The following is a 16529-nucleotide window of genomic DNA, read 5'->3' as shown; positions in this document are numbered from 1 at the left end:
TTAGTGCTGTAATAGACCTTAATATCCATAAGACGTTGAAAAAGGGAGTGTGGAGAATAAATATTAATTAAAAAAGGTCTTAGACCTAAAAAAGTAAAGATTATGAAGTATATAAAATATTTGTTATTATCTGTATGTATGTTTACCGGACTGAGCATTTTTGCTCAGTCTGATGATCAGGATTCGAAGGATGCGGTTTCTACCGATTGGAAAACCATCTCTTTAGGTAAACTTCAAAAGAAACCCCGGTTCAAAGAACCTATGATTTCGGTACGCTTTATGAATGAAGATGGAAAATCTTACTTCAATCTATCGTTGAAATATATGTTTACCGACGCTGTATTTGAAGAAGCGGTTCCTGTAGAGTATTTTAAAAATCAGAAGATCGAATTTGCCACATCTAACGGGAAGTATGAGCTAAATGCCGTTCGTTATGCCAAGGCTCGCCGTATGAATACAGTTGTGCAGAAGACTGCTGATATCAGGGTTTTATTTTCCGGAGATTTATCTTTTCTGAAAGATAATCTGGTCGAAAATTTTGTAGTTCATTATGCTCAGGGCTATCAGACCATATCTTTGAACAAGGAAGAAGCGGAACATTTGAAAGAAGCTTTTAATCATTATCAGTCGACTATTGCTCCGAAACTAACTCCGAAAAAAGAAGTTAAGTCTTCGCCTACTATTCAGGGAGCACCCGCTCCTCAAAAAGAACACGTTAAGCCCGAACCTGAAGTGAACTCTTTGGATCAGTTACGCAAACGTGCCAAAAACTGGAAAAAATAAATCTTGTTAGCATTCACTTGTTCATTATCTAAACCAACAAGGAGAAGACTTCATGCTGTGTCTTCTCCTTGTTTTATTGAAACCTGATTTAATATCACTTCTCAGTATTCAGAACGGCTATACATTCTACTTCTATAAGCCATTCGGGGCGGCACACTCTGCCTGCTACTATAACGAAAGGCGTATCGGGATAATTATTCTGTATGTATTTGTTTATTATTGTATAGTCTGATACATTTCGGAGATATACGATCATTTGTGCAATGTGTTTCATCTCCGCTTCGGCATCCTTCAATAACATGCTTATATTGACGAATAATCGTTCGGATTGTTTTAGTACATTGTTCCTAAATAGGCATTCTCCGTATTTGTCTATGCTGGCAGTACCCGAAATGAAAATATGTTTTTTGTCCTGATATGTAATGCTTGTTCCTCTTTCGAAAGCGACTCCGTATTCAGCCGTATTATTAAGGTACTCCAAAGCCTGAAGATATCGGATTTCGTATTTATCAATATTGGCGATGGAATAGAAATCGATATTTATGTTTGATTGAGGATATAATCCTTTACCTTCGATTCCGGTTGAGGCTATAAAGTGTGTCGATGTCGTCAGATCCTGTTCTTCGAATATGTCATTTCGAGCTTTAACTATGTGAGAGTAGTCTTTGTCGACATCACGCGAATATATCCATGTGCGGACACAATTGTCTTTCAGATTCATCTTGTTTTGTTCAAGAAGATCTATATGCTTTCTGAATGCGTAGATGCTCTGATCATATACTGTATTCACAGATAACGGAAACGATATAACATTCTGATAAATATGTTTTTGCTCATTTATCTGGCAAAAGTAAACTTCATTGTCCTTGTATTTTTCTATGTGGTCTGCTTCAATGAAAATGAGCAGTATATTTATTTTGTTTCCGTCTAATGGCGGCTGTTCTATAATAGAGACCGGGCAATTACTGTCGGTGATTTCCGTTATTATCGGGTGAGTCTCAAATTCCTTTTTCCGGTTGATGTAATCTGCCATAAATACTTTGGCGAAGATTAAGTTGCGGGTTGAAACATTTAACTCTTTAGTTGTATTGATATACTGTTGGTATAAGCTGTTGAGTTCTTCTTCGAAAGTGTTAGCCGAAAGGGGTTTCAGGCTTATATGATATTCCGGTATACGGACTGTATCTAAAATGTATTTCACTGTATCTGTACTTTTTAATTTTAAACAATAATGTTTCCTGTGATTTAGAGCCTGTTTCATACATAGCTATGTATGCCGCCCAGAAGAAAGCTTACTCCTAAGAAAGTCATCAGTATGGTTAGGAAAGCAAATATACAAAAACAATGGTACTTAAACGGTTGCTGAAATGCAGGAAAGCTTTTCTTGTGAAGTGGTATCGAATAGACTAGAAATGTGATAAGAGCCCAAGTCTCTTTCGCATCCCAGCCCCAATACCTTCCCCACGATATATTGGCCCATACGGCTCCTATAAATATACCTGCTGCCAAAGCAAAAAGAGCGGGGTATAACATTTGCTGACTCCACTGGTACATTTTTTCGTTTTGTTTCGATGAACTGACTCCTATTATTGCCAAGACTGTAATAATAAGGAATAGTATATATGAAAATATAATGATAGAAACGTGCACTGCGAGCATTGGGGTACGCAGAATCGGTGTCATCGGGTTGATCTGAGATATATAATACCAAAGACAAGCTATAGGAATCAGCATTGCTGTTAAGCCTTTCCATCCGATACGTATCCAAAGTATCCAAAGCATAGAGAGGGCAAGCAGGATATATCCGGTGTAAGTAATTCCTATTCCCCAGGGATCGTGATTGACCAATAATACCGTACCCATTTCATCCGAATCGTATGACAGCTGGTAAAGGCGGTAATTGTCTTTGGTGTATATTTTATTCATGGATACCTTGCACATTTCGCCATCGACACGTAAAAAACTCATGAAATCAGAAGGCTTGTCACTCTCTCCATGATATTCGATCTCAAATAATACAAGTTTCACTTCAAACGGAAGGGCTTTTTTTGTCATTCCATCCTCAGTAACATATTCATTCAGGGGCTTTCCCTGCCTAAGGTGTATATATCCTCTCTCGGCTGTAAGATATGTAACTAATGCACCTATCAGTATGATACCCAATGAGCAATGGAGGCAAAAGCTTGGCTTTTGTTTGTAAGCACTCCGGACTATAATGTAGGCAAAAGAACTTATGCCGAAAGCGATCCACAGTACAACAAACCACCATGAACCATAAATGTTTATGGAGACAAACTCTGTCCCATTTAGTTTTTCTATAACTGTTGCAAAAGCAAGGACTACCAATATTGTAATTAGTAGTCCGAATGCTATTCGTTTCAAAGATTTACTGATCATACTTTAGATAGATTCCAGAAATTTGATAAGAGCCGCTCTGTCTTCTTTAGACAGATTACGATATTTTTCTCTTGCATATTTACCGTCTCCTCCATGCCACATAATAGCCTCGTTGTAATTACGGGCACGCATATCGTGCAAATGATCTCCGGCTCCGGTACATTTCTCAGATAAGCCTCGTCCCCAAAGTGGAGTGGTACGGCACCATCCTGTGCGGATATTGTTCACCATTTCGAGGCGGTGTTGAAGCAGATCGGTATATGGCCATATTTTTTGATGAGGATATCTCGGGAGCTTTCCTTTAACTTTGTCATCACCCTTGTAGTCGTCAGCACCTGTTGTCCAAGTTGGACGGTGGCAGCTTGTACATCCTATTGAATAGAACATTTCTTTACCTCTTTTCACCTGATCATTATCCAAATCACGGGCAGCCGGAACAGCTAATCCTCTGTGCCATACCATGAAATTGATATAATCTTCGTCCGAAAGTTCGGGTGTCAGTTCTTTAGACATCAGGTAATCGTAAATTTCCTTTTCTGTCTTGCCCAAGCTTTTCTGTATATCTTTATTTTGAGACATAGCTACAGCATATGCTTCTGTAACATAATGATATCTTCTATCGGAACGAGTTACATTGGTGATATTCCAGATAGCATTAGATCCGGGACCATTTTGCAAAGTTCCGCGCGTCAATCCATAAGTATAACGGCCTGGGTGAGAAGTTCCATCTGCTTCTTTGATGAAATTCTCCGGCTGATACTTTGCATCGTTAAGCTTATATCCCAGTTTTTTCTCTTTTTCATATTGAGCAAGTAATGAATCATCGGGGATAGCATCAAGAAGCCCTGTTCCATAAATACCTATAGTTGCCTCTAAACGTACTTTATAAAAGTCGGGCATTGGAACATTGAATGCAGACCGATCGATTGTTACTTCAGGGTAGATAAGGCTGTATGTTTCTCCATCAGGAAACTTATTTCCAAACTCATCGGTATATTCTTTCCATTCTATTTTAATGCCGGATTCGTCTATCGGAGGCAGGAATGGGGCTATTGCCTGAGTTTGGGGCATACCGGTAAGCTGAGGTACGAAGTTGTCATTTTCATCAGTAACCACCAGCAGATAGCCGTTTCCATGATCTTTCGCTCTATAACGATCCATACGTTTTCCGTGTCCGTATCCGGGGTGGCACGTGATACATGAACTGCGGACAAATGCCGGTCCTAATCCATGGCGTACTCCAGATGTGTTTGATGTAAACTCTTTTTCGAAAAACGCTTCTCCGTATTTGAATTGAAGCGACATTTCCGGATCTTCATCAACAACCGGAGTGGGTTGTTCATACGCAAAGGTTGTAGTACTAAAGGTTGTTCCTAGTTTACCTCCGGAATAATATTCTTCGGCCAGATCGTCTGTTTTGCCTCCACCATTTTCATCTTTATTATCATCACTACAACTTAGTAGTAGTGCCGATAGGAATAATCCGGTGTAGAAGAGATTTGATTTTTTCATGTTGATCATACATTTAATGAAAGTGTCAGTATGTTATATCCATATAATGAATAGTTGATAATGCTGTTTTAATCTATCAAAGAGAATACTTCCCGAGAAGTATTCTCTTTATTTAGATATAAAGGATCTTATATATTATTTCCTGATAGTCAGTTTAGCTTTAGTTAATACATCTGCTAATTCATTGCATGCGACCATAGCTTCTCCTGCTTGTGTACTGGTATAGTTTTTTGCAAAAGGAAAAGGAATTGCTGTTATTTTAGCAACAGCATTGTCTATGGCAGCTATTACTTCTGCATGTAGGCTTGGGTCTACTTTTTTTACATAATCGGCAACAGATGCACCTCTGTTTTTAGAATCGGCGCCACCTAGATAAGCGTTTCTGATGCTTTCTATATTACCTATAAAGTCTATTTTAGAATTGTAACTGTAAGGTGATTCTATGTAATTAATATCGTCTCCGGTATGAGGTTTGCCTATTTTCATGGCACCGACTTCGTCTGCAATAGTTTGGCATCCGTCAAGTATTGTTTCGCAAGCATCAACATTTGAATTACTAAATGCGGTAAGTCCGGGATTCAGCATACATTCTCCATAAGAGTAATTGGTATCATTGTTTTTGCTGTCGTCTCCTGAACCATATGTGATTGCTGCATCCATAGCTATAAGTTTAGCTTTCTTTTCTGCTGTGACATTATTTATGCCTGCCCATGATGCTTCGAGCCTGAAACATTGATTTCTTAGGTCTCCGGCAACAGCCACGACATATATCAGTTCATCGTCAGTTATTTTACTGGCGCTTTTAGCCTGGCCTTCTTCAAATAATATATATTCGATTCCGTGAAATCCGAAAAGACCTTCTTCGAATGTTTCTCCAACCCAGATATCTCCATTTTCCTGAGCCATTTTAGCTAAGTGGTCTTTATTCTTGAGCTCTGCAATAAGAGCATCTTTAGCTAAAGGCCAAGTGTCAATATGTGGGTCAATACCAAAGTCGTCAGCTGGTCCGAATAAGAATGCCTCGCTTAGCTCCCAATAGTTTCGGGCTTTTATCCAGCTATCAGCAGCTGCTTTTACATTTGCATCTGTTTTATCTTTTTTGAGAGCTACTAATGCATTATATAATACAATAGATTCGTCTGCTAAAGATTTGTATGTGGTTATTACTGTATTATTTACATATTGTTTTACAACAGGAGCCAACTCTACTTCTTTAGTATCCTCTTCGGTACCGTTGTTGTTGCTGTCGCTGCACGAAGTTGCGCTTAGTCCTATTACTACCGAAACAGCCATGAGTAAAGGAAATCTTAAGATTTTTTTCATAATTAGTTCAGATAAATTTTCAATGTGTTTATATGTGTTATTTTGTGAAGAATCCTGCATATGCAATGCCTATTGATATGCTGTTCTCATTATTGTAGGGACTTTTAAGAAGCCCTGCTGAATATTCAGCTTTGATTACTACGTCTTTAATAGGATAATAGTTGAGCCCTCCCACAATGCGTTGGCGTTGGCACCAATCGTTCTTGCTGATATCGGCCGGAACTTTATACATGGAGTCGTAATATTCGTAGCGACCAAATACGTACATCTTTTGTTTCTGATTTGCCATTTTAGGTATCTGAGAGAAAATATCATATCCCGCTTCTATACCTGTACATAAAGCGTCCGAAGCTACATTGGTTCGAGGAGATGTTGAATTTTTACTCAGATTCTTATTATATTTAGAGATAATATCTGCATCACCCAGATGTCCATAATCGAAATAGCCTCGTGCAATAAGGTTGTGACCTCTGTATTCGAAATCGAACGAGCCGATAGTTACGGCTCCCTTTACATTATCATATTTTGCTCCTGTTGCTGGCTGTATACTGTTTTTGAAACTGTGTCCGTAATATCCGCTTACACCAAGGCGCAGTCCGGAGATCGAATAGTTGTCGATACGAAGGACTCCTGCATAATTATTGGCTACTTTGAATTCGTATGGAGATGCTGAACCGCCTTGTATCCAGTTCTGGCGGCTGAAAAGGTCTGAATCAAGTCCGGGTATAAGTTGTGCCTCATAGCGCCATTTTCCTAAGTGTCCCCAAAGACTTACACCTGTTTCATGCCATGTACATGGAAGAATAGTATTTTCACCTTCAGGTCTGTATACCGAAAAAAACTCAGTAGGCAAGTGATTACCGTTAGTTAGTCCTACGGGAACGATTATATGTCCCATGCGGAGATTAAGTGCTCGTGAAAATGTTTTTTCAATCCAGAATTGTTCTAAGGCTACTTCTCCACCTCTTTCTATTTCTTTTTCATATTCTCCGGCTTCTTCGGCTTCAAGTTCCACTGCCGATTCGGTTCCTCCGTGTTCGAATTCTATCTCTGCATTCATGCGCCATCCTTTGCCAAACTCATATCCTACAAAAAAAGTCACGTGTGGTATATCGAACCTTCCATGACTTTTGTCGTCTTTATAATTCTCTGCATGGCTGTATCTGTTAATATTATCGCTGTAAAAATTACGGCTCATGGCTATTTCTCCATAGCCTCCGAGACTTAGACGCGAAAGGGTATTTGATAATTTTCCGATGTTGGCAAGAGTTTTCTGATCAAGAGATGCCAACTTTATATTTATGCTGTCTTCTTGATTTTGGGAGAACATGTTGATCGAGTAAATGGTTGATAGGCAGAATAAAAGCAATAGCTTGATTCTTTTCATAGTTCTATAGTGTTTAGTTAAAAAGATTTAAACATTGCAAAATTACATGAGGTGAAAAGCTGTTGCAATACCTAGTAATAATGAAATATATAATGCTCTATACCTAAACTATGTGATAGTATTTTTCTATTAAATATAACTTATATCTATATTTGTGCTGTTTTGTTTAGAATGTTTCTATTTTAAGTATTTTGCATACCAATACTAAATCAGTCTTTTAGATGTAGTTGTTGTATTTGTTAAGCTATAAAACAGTTTCTGTTTTGAAAATGAACATGCTTCGTTAGATTAATCGGACATTTATGTATTTTGATTTTCAGATATATGGGCAATTGAAAAACCCCAAGCACTCTCTGCTTAGGGTTTCCCGAATACTAAAACACCATGTCGGAATATTTTTCTTAGTGGATATTCCTCCGTTTTTTATATAAATCAAGGTCTAAAACCTTTTTTTAGTCTTAATAAGATATAACAGGTTGTATTTGTTATATGTAAGCTTATCTCGAAAACAGCTTAATAATTAAACTTCGGGAATAGGGTAGATGCGAAAACAGATTATTGAAGACATTATTGTCTCAATTTTACAAACTGGTAGTATTTGCTTATCTATAGTTTTGGCGTCATCAGCTTTATTTCCCGAAAGCATCGAACATTGTATCTATGGCAGGTCTTCTGACTTTCTCTATCTTAGAACATCCTTCCCGTTTCATGTTTTGATAAACAGTGGAATTAAGTAGTGTTCCAGACTTTCATTAGAGATTACAGCAGCGGGTCTGTTCAGGATTTTCACCTGATTCCCTTTTCAGTAAATTTATAGATGTATAAATTCACCACCATAACTGATGACAAAGATTATTATTTTTTAGATAAAAAACAATGTTTTGATCAAATATGATTGATAAAAAAAATTCCCGAACAGTCGCAGCTCAGGAATTCTAAGGAGATGTAGAAATTTATACTACTATGGAAATTAGTAAAGGTCTTTTGACCTTTCTATCTTTATTCTGTTTTTGAAGAATTAAATTCGTTCTTTGTGCGTTTTTTTTAACTGTTTATAATACAGGTTAAAACGTGTTTATATTCAAATAACTTGTATTTCATGTTTTTTGTTCACCTCAAAACGAAATGTTTTATTGAATAATGCTTATGGTCTTGATAATCATGAGTGTTTCGTAAATGTTAAACTTTTTTCTGTTCTTGCATTTTTGTCTGATATATGGCACAATTAAAAGAAAGCTCTTTTTAATCGTGTGTTTTTTATTTGATTAATGTATCTTTGAACTCAATTTTTTTGAAGAAATATAAAAAAGGGTCTAAGACCTTTTTAGGATGCTTTGAAAACGCAAAAATTCAAAGCCAATTATGTTCTGCAAATGTTTCATGAAATTTTATCTATTACTTATTACCAATGCATAATTATGAAATTTGCTGTGTCGGGCATTTAACTCTCGACAAAATAGTTACACCTAAGGAAACGGTATATATGTCGGGTGGTGCTTCTTTTTATTTTTCTCATGCTGTCAGTAAACTAAATTCGGATTATATTTTGGTTGCAGGTCTTGCCGAATCCGAATTGCAGGCCGTTGAAGATTTGAGGGCTAAAGGTATAAAAGTGGATGTAATGCTATGCAAGAATAGTGTTTATTTTGAAAATACATATGGCGAGAATCAAGATAACCGAACTCAGCGAGTACTTGCAAAGGCTGATCCGTTTGTTATGGCAGCAATGAATAATATTCAGGCTAACTATTTTCATATTGGGGCATTGCTTGCCGATGATTTTTCGAATGAGTTTGTTGAAGAATTATCTAAAAGAGGTAAAATATCAATAGATTGTCAGGGATATCTTCGTGAAGTAAGGGGTGACAAAGTGTATCCTGTAGATTGGGCTGATAAATTGGAAGTCCTGAAATTTGTGGATGTACTGAAAGCTAACGAAATGGAAATGAAAGTTCTAACAGGTACTTCTGATGTTTATAAGGCTGCCCGATTACTGAATAGTTGGGGAGTGAAAGAGGTGTTGTTAACATTGGGTAGTATGGGGTCTGTTTTGTATGATGGTGAGAATTTTACTATGATCCCTGCTTTCAAAGCTGAAGTTGTAGATGCTACAGGTTGTGGAGACACATATATGGCAGGTTATCTATATAAAAGAGCAAAAGGAGAAAGTGTGGAGGAAGCTGCTAGATTTGCGGCAGCTATGGCCACTATAAAGATTGAGGCTTTCGGTCCTTTTACAGGAACTGAAGAAGATGTTCAGACTGCTATGGAAAAACGAGAAATAAGCATTCCAACGGAAGATATCTTAGCTTCATTAGAAATCTGATATATAAATTGTTTTTATACTTATAAATCAATAAAGGTTGTTTGTGACCTTAGAATAAAAATAGGACTGAATTAACATTCAGTCCTATTTTATTTTATATGAAGTATCTTCTATTTCTTTTCTTGATTCATGGCTTTGGTTGTAGTTGTAACAACTACAATTAAAGCACCTACAACACCTATAACCATATATGCATATTTCATGTCACGGAAATGTGATATGTAGCCTATCAGTAATGGAGCTATCAGTGATCCTACAAAACTTATTGTCGATAATATAGTTAAGGCTATACTGGTCTTTGTCTTTGACTTCTCTCCAACCACACTGTATATAGTCGGAACTATGCAAGAAATCCCCATTCCTACGAGCATAAAACCGATAGAGCAAGGAATGACACTTGGGAATAATCCTGAAACAAACATTCCGATGAAGATAAAACATCCGGCGATTTGTATTGTCCTTTTCTTGCCGAATTTGTTGTATGCGAAGTTTGTAAGGAAACGTCCTGCTGTCATCATGACCATAAATACCAGAAATCCTACTCTTAGAGATGGGGGAGCCTGAACTATCGATTCGAAATATATACTGCTCCAGTCAAACATGGCACTTTCTACTATGAGGGCAAAAAGACCAATGAGTCCGAGTTGCAGTAAGACCATTTCAGGCATTTTAAACTTCTTATCTTTTACTTGTATGGTTTCTTTTACTTCTTCGGGTTTGATATTTTCTACCTCGTCTTCTTGTAAGTATTTTTTATTTATAGCCCATACGAGCACAATTACAGCAAATATGATCGCGAAGTGATAAGTCTGAATAACTTCGAAGTTTATCATCGCAAAGCCGATCAAAGCTCCTAAACAAGCGGCAAGACTCCATGTACCATGAAAAGTAGCCATAATTGTTTTTCCAAACAATTTTTCTATACCAATCCCCTGAGTGTTTAGTGATATATCTGTAAGATTCCAAAATATACCGAATAATACAAGACATCCTCCCAGTATATAGATGTTTGCACTGAGCCCGATTAGAAATAACGCTAGGCCATAGCCAAGTATGCTTATTTGTACCATGATACGGCTTCCGAATTTCGAAACACTATAGCCAGCTAGAGGTATAGCCAGAAATTTACCAACAGGAATTAAAAATAGAATCAATCCCCAGATGCGAGTATCGGTTATCCCCAGATGGTCTTTTATATCGGGAATACGGCTAGCCCAACTGGCAAAGCATAATCCTTGCAGGAGAAAAAAAGTCAAGACTCCTAATCTTATCTTTTCTTTAGAGTAGCCGTTTAAGTTATTTGTCATTATTAAGTACTTTAAATTAAAAATTGCACAAAAGTACTAATTCTGAATTCATTTGCACATAGTTTCTTTTGCTTTATTATGTGTTGTAAGGAATATTTCCATTAATGGAATAAGCGGCTTTTTTTTATCATATTATTTCTCTTAATAAGTATTTTATCTGTTTGAAATTGACGTTTTTATTTAAGATTATCTTAAGATTGTTTTAAATGGATTTTGAAGGATAATGTTTCTTTGATACTTTTTATGTTGTTGATATTTAGTATGTTTGTATTCTTTCTTCGCGATTTTCTGTTTCTTTCTTTGTTTTTATTTATTCTAGATTGATGGTGTTTTGTGCTTGTGTGTTTACTTGGTATTCTGTTTTGGTGGTCTATTGTTTACCCTTTGTTGAAAAAAGAATTAAATAACTATTTTATTCTTTTTTATCCAGTTTTAATAAAAAAAGAAAAGATGTATGCAACGAATATTTGTATTTAGCATCTTATATATAAATGCTTTCTTCAAACACACTAACATTCACTGTTAAAGCATTTGGATTGCATTGGTTTGCCTTGCAAATCGCCGAACAACACTCTGCATAGCTAATGCAATAGAAAAATCAGAAAATACCCATATTTCAATTTTGGGTATTTTTCTGATTCTTCACTTTTTATTTACTCACATTTTTTTTATTTGCTTGATAATCAGTCTTGGTTATCATTTTGTTCGTATAGAACAAATATGTAACTTATTGGTTATTAATATATATCTATTTATCTTTAGGGTGTAAAAGTAATAAACTTACAAAAATATACTATTGTAAATTATAATTTAAAGCATATGAAAAAGATTGTATTAATAGGAGCCAGCGGATTTGTCGGATCAGCAATTTTGAAAGAAGCGTTAGGACGGGGATATTTTGTGAAGGCGATCGTTAGGCATCCTGAAAAGATCTCAGATAAAAACTCTAATCTAGAATTAGTTAAAACTGATGTAATGGATGTTTCCAAGTTAGCTGATGTGTTATCAGGAGCTGATGCAGTTATCAGTGCTTATAATCCCGGTTGGAGTAATCCTAATATTGCTGTTGATACCGACAAAGGGTATAAATCTATTATTGCGGCAACTAAGCTTGCTAATATTAAAAGATTACAGATTGTAGGAGGAGCGGGCAGTTTATTTGTTGCTCCGGGTAAAACTGTTGTCGATTCGGGAGTTATTCCCGATGCTATTTTGCCGGGAGTACTTGCTTTAGCTAAGGTTTTGAAAGAAGATTTGAAAAATGAGAAGAATCTCGATTGGGTATTTTTCTCCCCTGCAGGAACTATTGAACCTGGAGAAAGAACTGCAAAATACAGGCTGGGTAAAGATGATCTGGTCGTGGATATAAATGGCGAAAGTAAAATTTCAGTAGAAGATTATGCCAAGGCTATGATTGATGAGCTGGAAAATCCACAGCACCATCAGGAACGATTTACTATAGGATACTAAGTTGCAGTGAGGTCTGCTGTTTTGCTGAAAAACGAAATCTTGGAGTTATATAGTCGAAAGCGATGTCTAAATTTTAGGCATCGCTTTTGTTTTGTTTGTTTTGGCTATACTTAATTTTTAAATATATCTTTGTAGTATATTCTCAATGAATATTCTTTATGACAAAAGAAAAGACTGCCGTACGGGCAACTCAAATCAGTATTGTCGGTAATACGGCATTGGCTATAATAAAATGGTTGGCGGGTTATTTTGGAAATTCGTATGCTTTAATTGCAGATGCTATCGAATCTACAGCCGATATTTTTTCCTCTATTTTTGTTCTGTTAGGTATCAAATATGCAAACAAGCCTGCTGATAAAAATCATCCTTACGGGCATGGACGTATAGAGCCCTTGGTGACATTTGTTGTAGTTGGTTTCCTTATTGTCTCGGCTACAGTTATAGCTTACGAGAGTGTTGATAATATCCGGACACCTCATGAGGCGCCTAAGGCTTTTACCCTTTATATTCTGGGAGCAATTATTATTTGGAAAGAAATTTCGTATCATTTGGTTATGCGTAAGGCTAAGTTAACCAAAAGTACAGCATTGCAAGCTGATGCGTGGCATCATAGAAGCGATGCGATAACCTCTGTTGCTGCTTTTATTGGTATTTCAATCGCTTTAATCATGGGAGATGGTTATGAATCTGCTGATGATTGGGCTGCATTGCTGGCTGCGTTTATTATACTTTACAATAGTTATCGTATTCTGAAACCTGCTTTAGGCGAGATTATGGATAAGGATATGTATGGAGATATGGAACAGGATGTTTGTAAATTTGCACGGACAATAGACGGAGTTTTAAATACGGATAAATGTCATGTCAGAAAAACAGGTATGACCTATTATATTGATCTGCATATTATTGTCGATAAGAATATAACAGTCAAACAAGGACATGATATAGCTCATAATCTGAAAGATAAAATCAAGGAAGATATGCCCGAGATTGCAGATATACTCATACATGTAGAACCTTCATGGTGATTTGCTTATTTTATGTGCAATAAAATCAATATACGTTCAATTGAACTTCGTGATTTAGAATTTGTAAAAGAAGTTCTTAATGAAGTTATCACTAATCATGATTTTTACCTTAGTGAATACCCTAAATCTGATGGATATATTCGCCAATGGTATGATGAACATCAAAATAGTGATTTGTATGCCATCTTTATTGCAGAAGTTGATGGTACTGCAGCAGGATGGGTATCTTTATCTAATTTTAGATTAATAGATGGGTATGATATATCAGCAGAATTATCTGTGTATGTTTCAGACTGCTATTATAGGATGGGGGTTGCGTCGGCGATGATGAAATATATTGAAGACTTTGCTCGTTCTAAAAATAGATTGCATAAAATCGTAAGTGTAATAACTGCGACTAATTTTGGAAGTATTGCCTTACATGAGAAACAAGGCTTTGAGACTGAAGGAATTTTAAAAGAAGTAGCAAAGAAAAACGGAAAGTATCAGGATGTAGTATTGATGTCTAAGGTCATTAATTAAGCGACAGAATGTGTTTAATGTGTTTAACTAGAGGGTGCTGGCTGTTTTTTTGTGTTTGCAAAGTAATCAGGTGTGAGGCCTTTAATCATTTCTTATAGCTCCTTCTACTGCCCATGATGTAATATTGCTAACAGCTACTGTTGTTACTTTTAAAGTGCTTTCTCCTATTTTCTTAAATAATTTTCCTTTTTCATATCTGACAAAGAAAATATCTCCTTGTTTGTCTTTAAATGATTGTATTCCTGAGTGTTTTCCTCCTTTGATCAATTCGGAGATATAAAAATCCGATTCAAAAATCAGTGGATCATATATCTGAGAAGATCCTTCATACACTGATAGATATGTTTTCATTAAAAGAGGACTCTCATTTTCTGTATATTGTATGCTGTTTAATTGTCTGTTACGACCTTTTCTGTCGGCTTCGGTGTGTTGAGATGCAAAATAATCTTTGTTGATCTTATCGAAATTAAAATTGGCTAATTCCATAACCTGTCTTTCGTATTTAGAGTAGGGGCGTATATAGCTTATACCCTGTGGATTATTCATATATCTATTGAAGTCAACTTCTTCATCGTATTGAATATTATCAGGTCTTCCCACAAAAGGAGAAACAATACTGTCAATAATGACTCCCGACTTGCGCCAATCTATATATACCGGACGTGACATCTTGTTTACTATTCCTATTGTGATTGGTGCATTTTCGCCAAAGAAACTATATGTAACATCAAGGCTGTCTCCTTCTTGTACGAATATTCCGTCTGCTGTTTTATATGTATATGGGTCGTTTGTATTTATTGTTGAATAGAAGTAGGTTGCGGAACACGATGTGCCGAATAGTATAGTGCTTAGCAGTATAGTGAATATTCTCATGAGAAACTGGTTAAGGAGATGCAATGATACATTTTTTTAGTGATTCGTACAAATTCGGTGAATGCTGTTAAGTAAATGAAAGTATTTAATGATATATTTTTAGTTTATAACAGACTTTGGTTGTTTAATTATTAAAGTAATAAATAGGTCTGTGATTTTAAATGTTCAGATATAGCTTGATAGTGGAATGTCATAATATTGTATCTTTGCGGAAACATCTGATCTTTTAAAATCTGTTATGAATAATCTGGCTGCTGCACTTATATTTTTTACACGATTACCTTTTTGGCGTATCTTCTCGGTTCCTAACGAATATTTTAAGCAAGTGATTAATTATTGGGCTGTTGTGGGCTGGCTTACGGCTCCTGTTATGGCTGGTACACTGTGGTTAACGGCTCAAATACTACCGGTTCAGGTCGCTATAGTTCTAGCTATTCTTAGCCGTTTACTAATTACCGGAGCTTTGCATGAGGATGGTTTAGCCGATTTTTTTGATGGTTTTGGAGGAGGAACAATCAAAGAGCGTATTCTTGCTATAATGAAGGACTCTCATATTGGGACTTATGGTGTGGTAGGTCTTATCTTTTATTTCCTTCTGATGTTTATGCTTTTGTACTCCATGCCTTTGTATTGGGCCTGTATAACCATACTTGCAGCCGATCCTTGTTGTAAATTTATAGGCTCATTGATAACTCTCCGGCTGACTTACGCACGTTATGAAGATACCAGCAAGGCGAAAGTAGTATACAATAAAATGTCATTATTTCCTTTGATTATATCAGCCGTTTTCGGATTATTGCCTATATTGTTCTTTATACCTTCGATTGCATGGTGGATTGTAGTACTGCCTTTGGCCGTTTTTTTCGGATTGACTTGGTTGATGGGAAAAAAGATTCAGGGATATACAGGCGATTGCTGTGGAGCTTTATTTCTCCTTTGCGAACTGGCTTTTTATATAGGTAGTGTTATTGTCATTGATAACGGTTGGGTATGATTAAGTAGCTAAAAGAAGATGTACATTTTCTGTAAAATGATTAACGATGAAACTATATTTTATAAGACATACTTCGGTAGATGTTCCTCAAGGTGTATGTTATGGACAGTCTAATGTACCTGTGCGCGAAACCTTTGAACAGGAAGCAGAGCAGGTTAAGACAAATCTGGAAGGTTTGCAATTTGAAGCTGTATATTCGAGTCCTTTGAGCCGTTGTCGTAAATTGGCTAGATATTGTGGTTTTGAAGACCGCATGGTATTGGTTGATCGCCTCAAAGAGATGTATTTTGGAAATTGGGAGATGAAGAGATGGGATGATATTTCCGGTGAAAAAATCTCGAAGTGGTATGATAATTGGGTAGAAGAACCAACTGATGGAGGTGAATCATTCCGGATCTTTTATAATAGGGTTGTATCGTTTCTTGATGAGTTGAAAAATCAGGATTATGAAAATGTTGTAATATTCGCTCATGGTGGAGTAATTAACTGTGCAAAGGTATATGCAGGAGTTGCTACGCTGGATAAATTATTTGAGTCTACTCCTACTTATGGAGAAATAGTTTGTTTGGAAATATAATCGGGGATATGTAAGAGGTCTGAGACCTTA

The 16529-nt window shown here is 36.4% G+C and carries 14 protein-coding genes and 1 riboswitch; of the genes, 7 read left to right on the top strand and 7 right to left on the bottom strand.

Annotated features, from left to right (window positions below):
• The first annotated feature begins 102 nt into the window (after window positions 1-102).
• Entirely contained in the window at window positions 103-783 is a 681-nt protein-coding gene (locus tag K322_RS0116715; RefSeq protein ID WP_026627901.1) for a hypothetical protein, read from the top strand.
• 94 nt (window positions 784-877) lie between these two features.
• On the opposite strand, the gene K322_RS0116710 is transcribed toward K322_RS0116715, so the two are convergent.
• From K322_RS0116710 to K322_RS0116690, 5 genes are all read right to left on the bottom strand, one after another.
• Window positions 878-1984, bottom strand: a complete 1107-nt coding sequence (locus K322_RS0116710; protein WP_026627900.1) for a Rid family hydrolase — start codon at window positions 1982-1984, stop codon at window positions 878-880.
• A 56-nt stretch (window positions 1985-2040) separates the two neighbouring features.
• Window positions 2041-3180 (bottom strand): cytochrome c biogenesis protein CcsA, encoded by a 1140-nt coding sequence (gene ccsA, locus K322_RS19885; protein ID WP_026627899.1) that lies wholly within the window; start codon window positions 3178-3180, stop codon window positions 2041-2043.
• Between the two features lie 3 nt (window positions 3181-3183).
• A complete protein-coding gene (locus K322_RS0116700) occupies window positions 3184-4692 on the bottom strand; it encodes a di-heme oxidoredictase family protein (RefSeq protein WP_026627898.1) in 1509 nt (502 codons plus the stop codon).
• A gap of 135 nt (window positions 4693-4827) precedes the next feature.
• Entirely contained in the window at window positions 4828-6015 is a 1188-nt protein-coding gene (locus K322_RS0116695) for an imelysin family protein (RefSeq protein WP_026627897.1), read from the bottom strand.
• A 37-nt stretch (window positions 6016-6052) separates the two neighbouring features.
• A complete protein-coding gene (locus tag K322_RS0116690) occupies window positions 6053-7402 on the bottom strand; it encodes a hypothetical protein (protein WP_026627896.1) in 1350 nt (449 codons plus the stop codon).
• 645 nt (window positions 7403-8047) lie between these two features.
• A riboswitch (cobalamin riboswitch) is annotated at window positions 8048-8255 on the bottom strand.
• A 555-nt stretch (window positions 8256-8810) separates the two neighbouring features.
• On the opposite strand from K322_RS0116690, the gene K322_RS0116685 reads away from it, so the two are divergent.
• A complete protein-coding gene (locus K322_RS0116685; protein WP_026627895.1) occupies window positions 8811-9728 on the top strand; it encodes a PfkB family carbohydrate kinase in 918 nt (305 codons plus the stop codon).
• 110 nt (window positions 9729-9838) lie between these two features.
• On the opposite strand, the gene K322_RS0116680 is transcribed toward K322_RS0116685, so the two are convergent.
• Window positions 9839-11035: an MFS transporter gene (locus K322_RS0116680; protein WP_026627894.1), complete on the bottom strand. Its 1197-nt coding sequence runs from the start codon at window positions 11033-11035 to the stop codon at window positions 9839-9841.
• Window positions 11036-11854: 819 nt separating this feature from the next.
• Here K322_RS0116680 and K322_RS0116675 point away from each other — a divergent pair.
• The 3 genes from K322_RS0116675 (at window position 11855) to K322_RS19880 (ending at window position 14055) form a co-directional block, all read left to right on the top strand.
• Window positions 11855-12505, top strand: coding sequence for an NAD(P)-dependent oxidoreductase (locus K322_RS0116675; protein ID WP_026627893.1), 651 nt, complete (start codon window positions 11855-11857; stop codon window positions 12503-12505).
• A 158-nt stretch (window positions 12506-12663) separates the two neighbouring features.
• Window positions 12664-13533: a cation diffusion facilitator family transporter gene (locus K322_RS0116670; RefSeq protein ID WP_026627892.1), complete on the top strand. Its 870-nt coding sequence runs from the start codon at window positions 12664-12666 to the stop codon at window positions 13531-13533.
• A gap of 12 nt (window positions 13534-13545) precedes the next feature.
• Window positions 13546-14055, top strand: coding sequence for a GNAT family N-acetyltransferase (locus K322_RS19880; RefSeq protein ID WP_051290895.1), 510 nt, complete (start codon window positions 13546-13548; stop codon window positions 14053-14055).
• An 81-nt stretch (window positions 14056-14136) separates the two neighbouring features.
• Here the strand turns inward: K322_RS19880 and K322_RS0116660 are convergent, their stop codons facing one another.
• The gene (locus K322_RS0116660) at window positions 14137-14928 is read right to left on the bottom strand and encodes a hypothetical protein (protein ID WP_026627891.1); all 792 of its coding nucleotides are present in this window, start codon (window positions 14926-14928) and stop codon (window positions 14137-14139) included.
• 238 nt (window positions 14929-15166) lie between these two features.
• Between K322_RS0116660 and K322_RS0116655 the strand changes: the two genes are divergently transcribed.
• Window positions 15167-15922: an adenosylcobinamide-GDP ribazoletransferase gene (locus K322_RS0116655; protein ID WP_026627890.1), complete on the top strand. Its 756-nt coding sequence runs from the start codon at window positions 15167-15169 to the stop codon at window positions 15920-15922.
• Window positions 15923-15968: 46 nt separating this feature from the next.
• The gene (gene cobC, locus K322_RS0116650; protein WP_026627889.1) at window positions 15969-16499 is read left to right on the top strand and encodes an alpha-ribazole phosphatase; all 531 of its coding nucleotides are present in this window, start codon (window positions 15969-15971) and stop codon (window positions 16497-16499) included.
• The last annotated feature ends 30 nt before the right edge of the window (window positions 16500-16529 follow it).

Source organism: Indolivaga capnocytophagoides DSM 22835, from assembly GCF_000426485.1.
Taxonomy (GTDB): Bacteria; Bacteroidota; Bacteroidia; order Bacteroidales; family Dysgonomonadaceae; genus Dysgonomonas_A; species Dysgonomonas_A capnocytophagoides.
Note: the sequence above shows the minus strand (reverse complement) of the source record. Positions and strands in the feature narration are given on the sequence as shown.

Coding starts and splice junctions, on each gene's coding strand:
- K322_RS0116715 (WP_026627901.1), top strand. CDS start 103: ATGAAGTATATAAAATATTTGTTATTATCTGTATGTATGTTTACCGGA.
- ccsA (WP_026627899.1), bottom strand. CDS start 3,180: ATGATCAGTAAATCTTTGAAACGAATAGCATTCGGACTACTAATTACA.
- K322_RS0116700 (WP_026627898.1), bottom strand. CDS start 4,692: ATGAAAAAATCAAATCTCTTCTACACCGGATTATTCCTATCGGCACTA.
- K322_RS0116695 (WP_026627897.1), bottom strand. CDS start 6,015: ATGAAAAAAATCTTAAGATTTCCTTTACTCATGGCTGTTTCGGTAGTA.
- K322_RS0116690 (WP_026627896.1), bottom strand. CDS start 7,402: ATGAAAAGAATCAAGCTATTGCTTTTATTCTGCCTATCAACCATTTAC.
- K322_RS0116685 (WP_026627895.1), top strand. CDS start 8,811: ATGCATAATTATGAAATTTGCTGTGTCGGGCATTTAACTCTCGACAAA.
- K322_RS0116680 (WP_026627894.1), bottom strand. CDS start 11,035: ATGACAAATAACTTAAACGGCTACTCTAAAGAAAAGATAAGATTAGGA.
- K322_RS0116675 (WP_026627893.1), top strand. CDS start 11,855: ATGAAAAAGATTGTATTAATAGGAGCCAGCGGATTTGTCGGATCAGCA.
- K322_RS0116670 (WP_026627892.1), top strand. CDS start 12,664: ATGACAAAAGAAAAGACTGCCGTACGGGCAACTCAAATCAGTATTGTC.
- K322_RS19880 (WP_051290895.1), top strand. CDS start 13,546: ATGTGCAATAAAATCAATATACGTTCAATTGAACTTCGTGATTTAGAA.
- K322_RS0116660 (WP_026627891.1), bottom strand. CDS start 14,928: ATGAGAATATTCACTATACTGCTAAGCACTATACTATTCGGCACATCG.
- K322_RS0116655 (WP_026627890.1), top strand. CDS start 15,167: ATGAATAATCTGGCTGCTGCACTTATATTTTTTACACGATTACCTTTT.
- cobC (WP_026627889.1), top strand. CDS start 15,969: ATGAAACTATATTTTATAAGACATACTTCGGTAGATGTTCCTCAAGGT.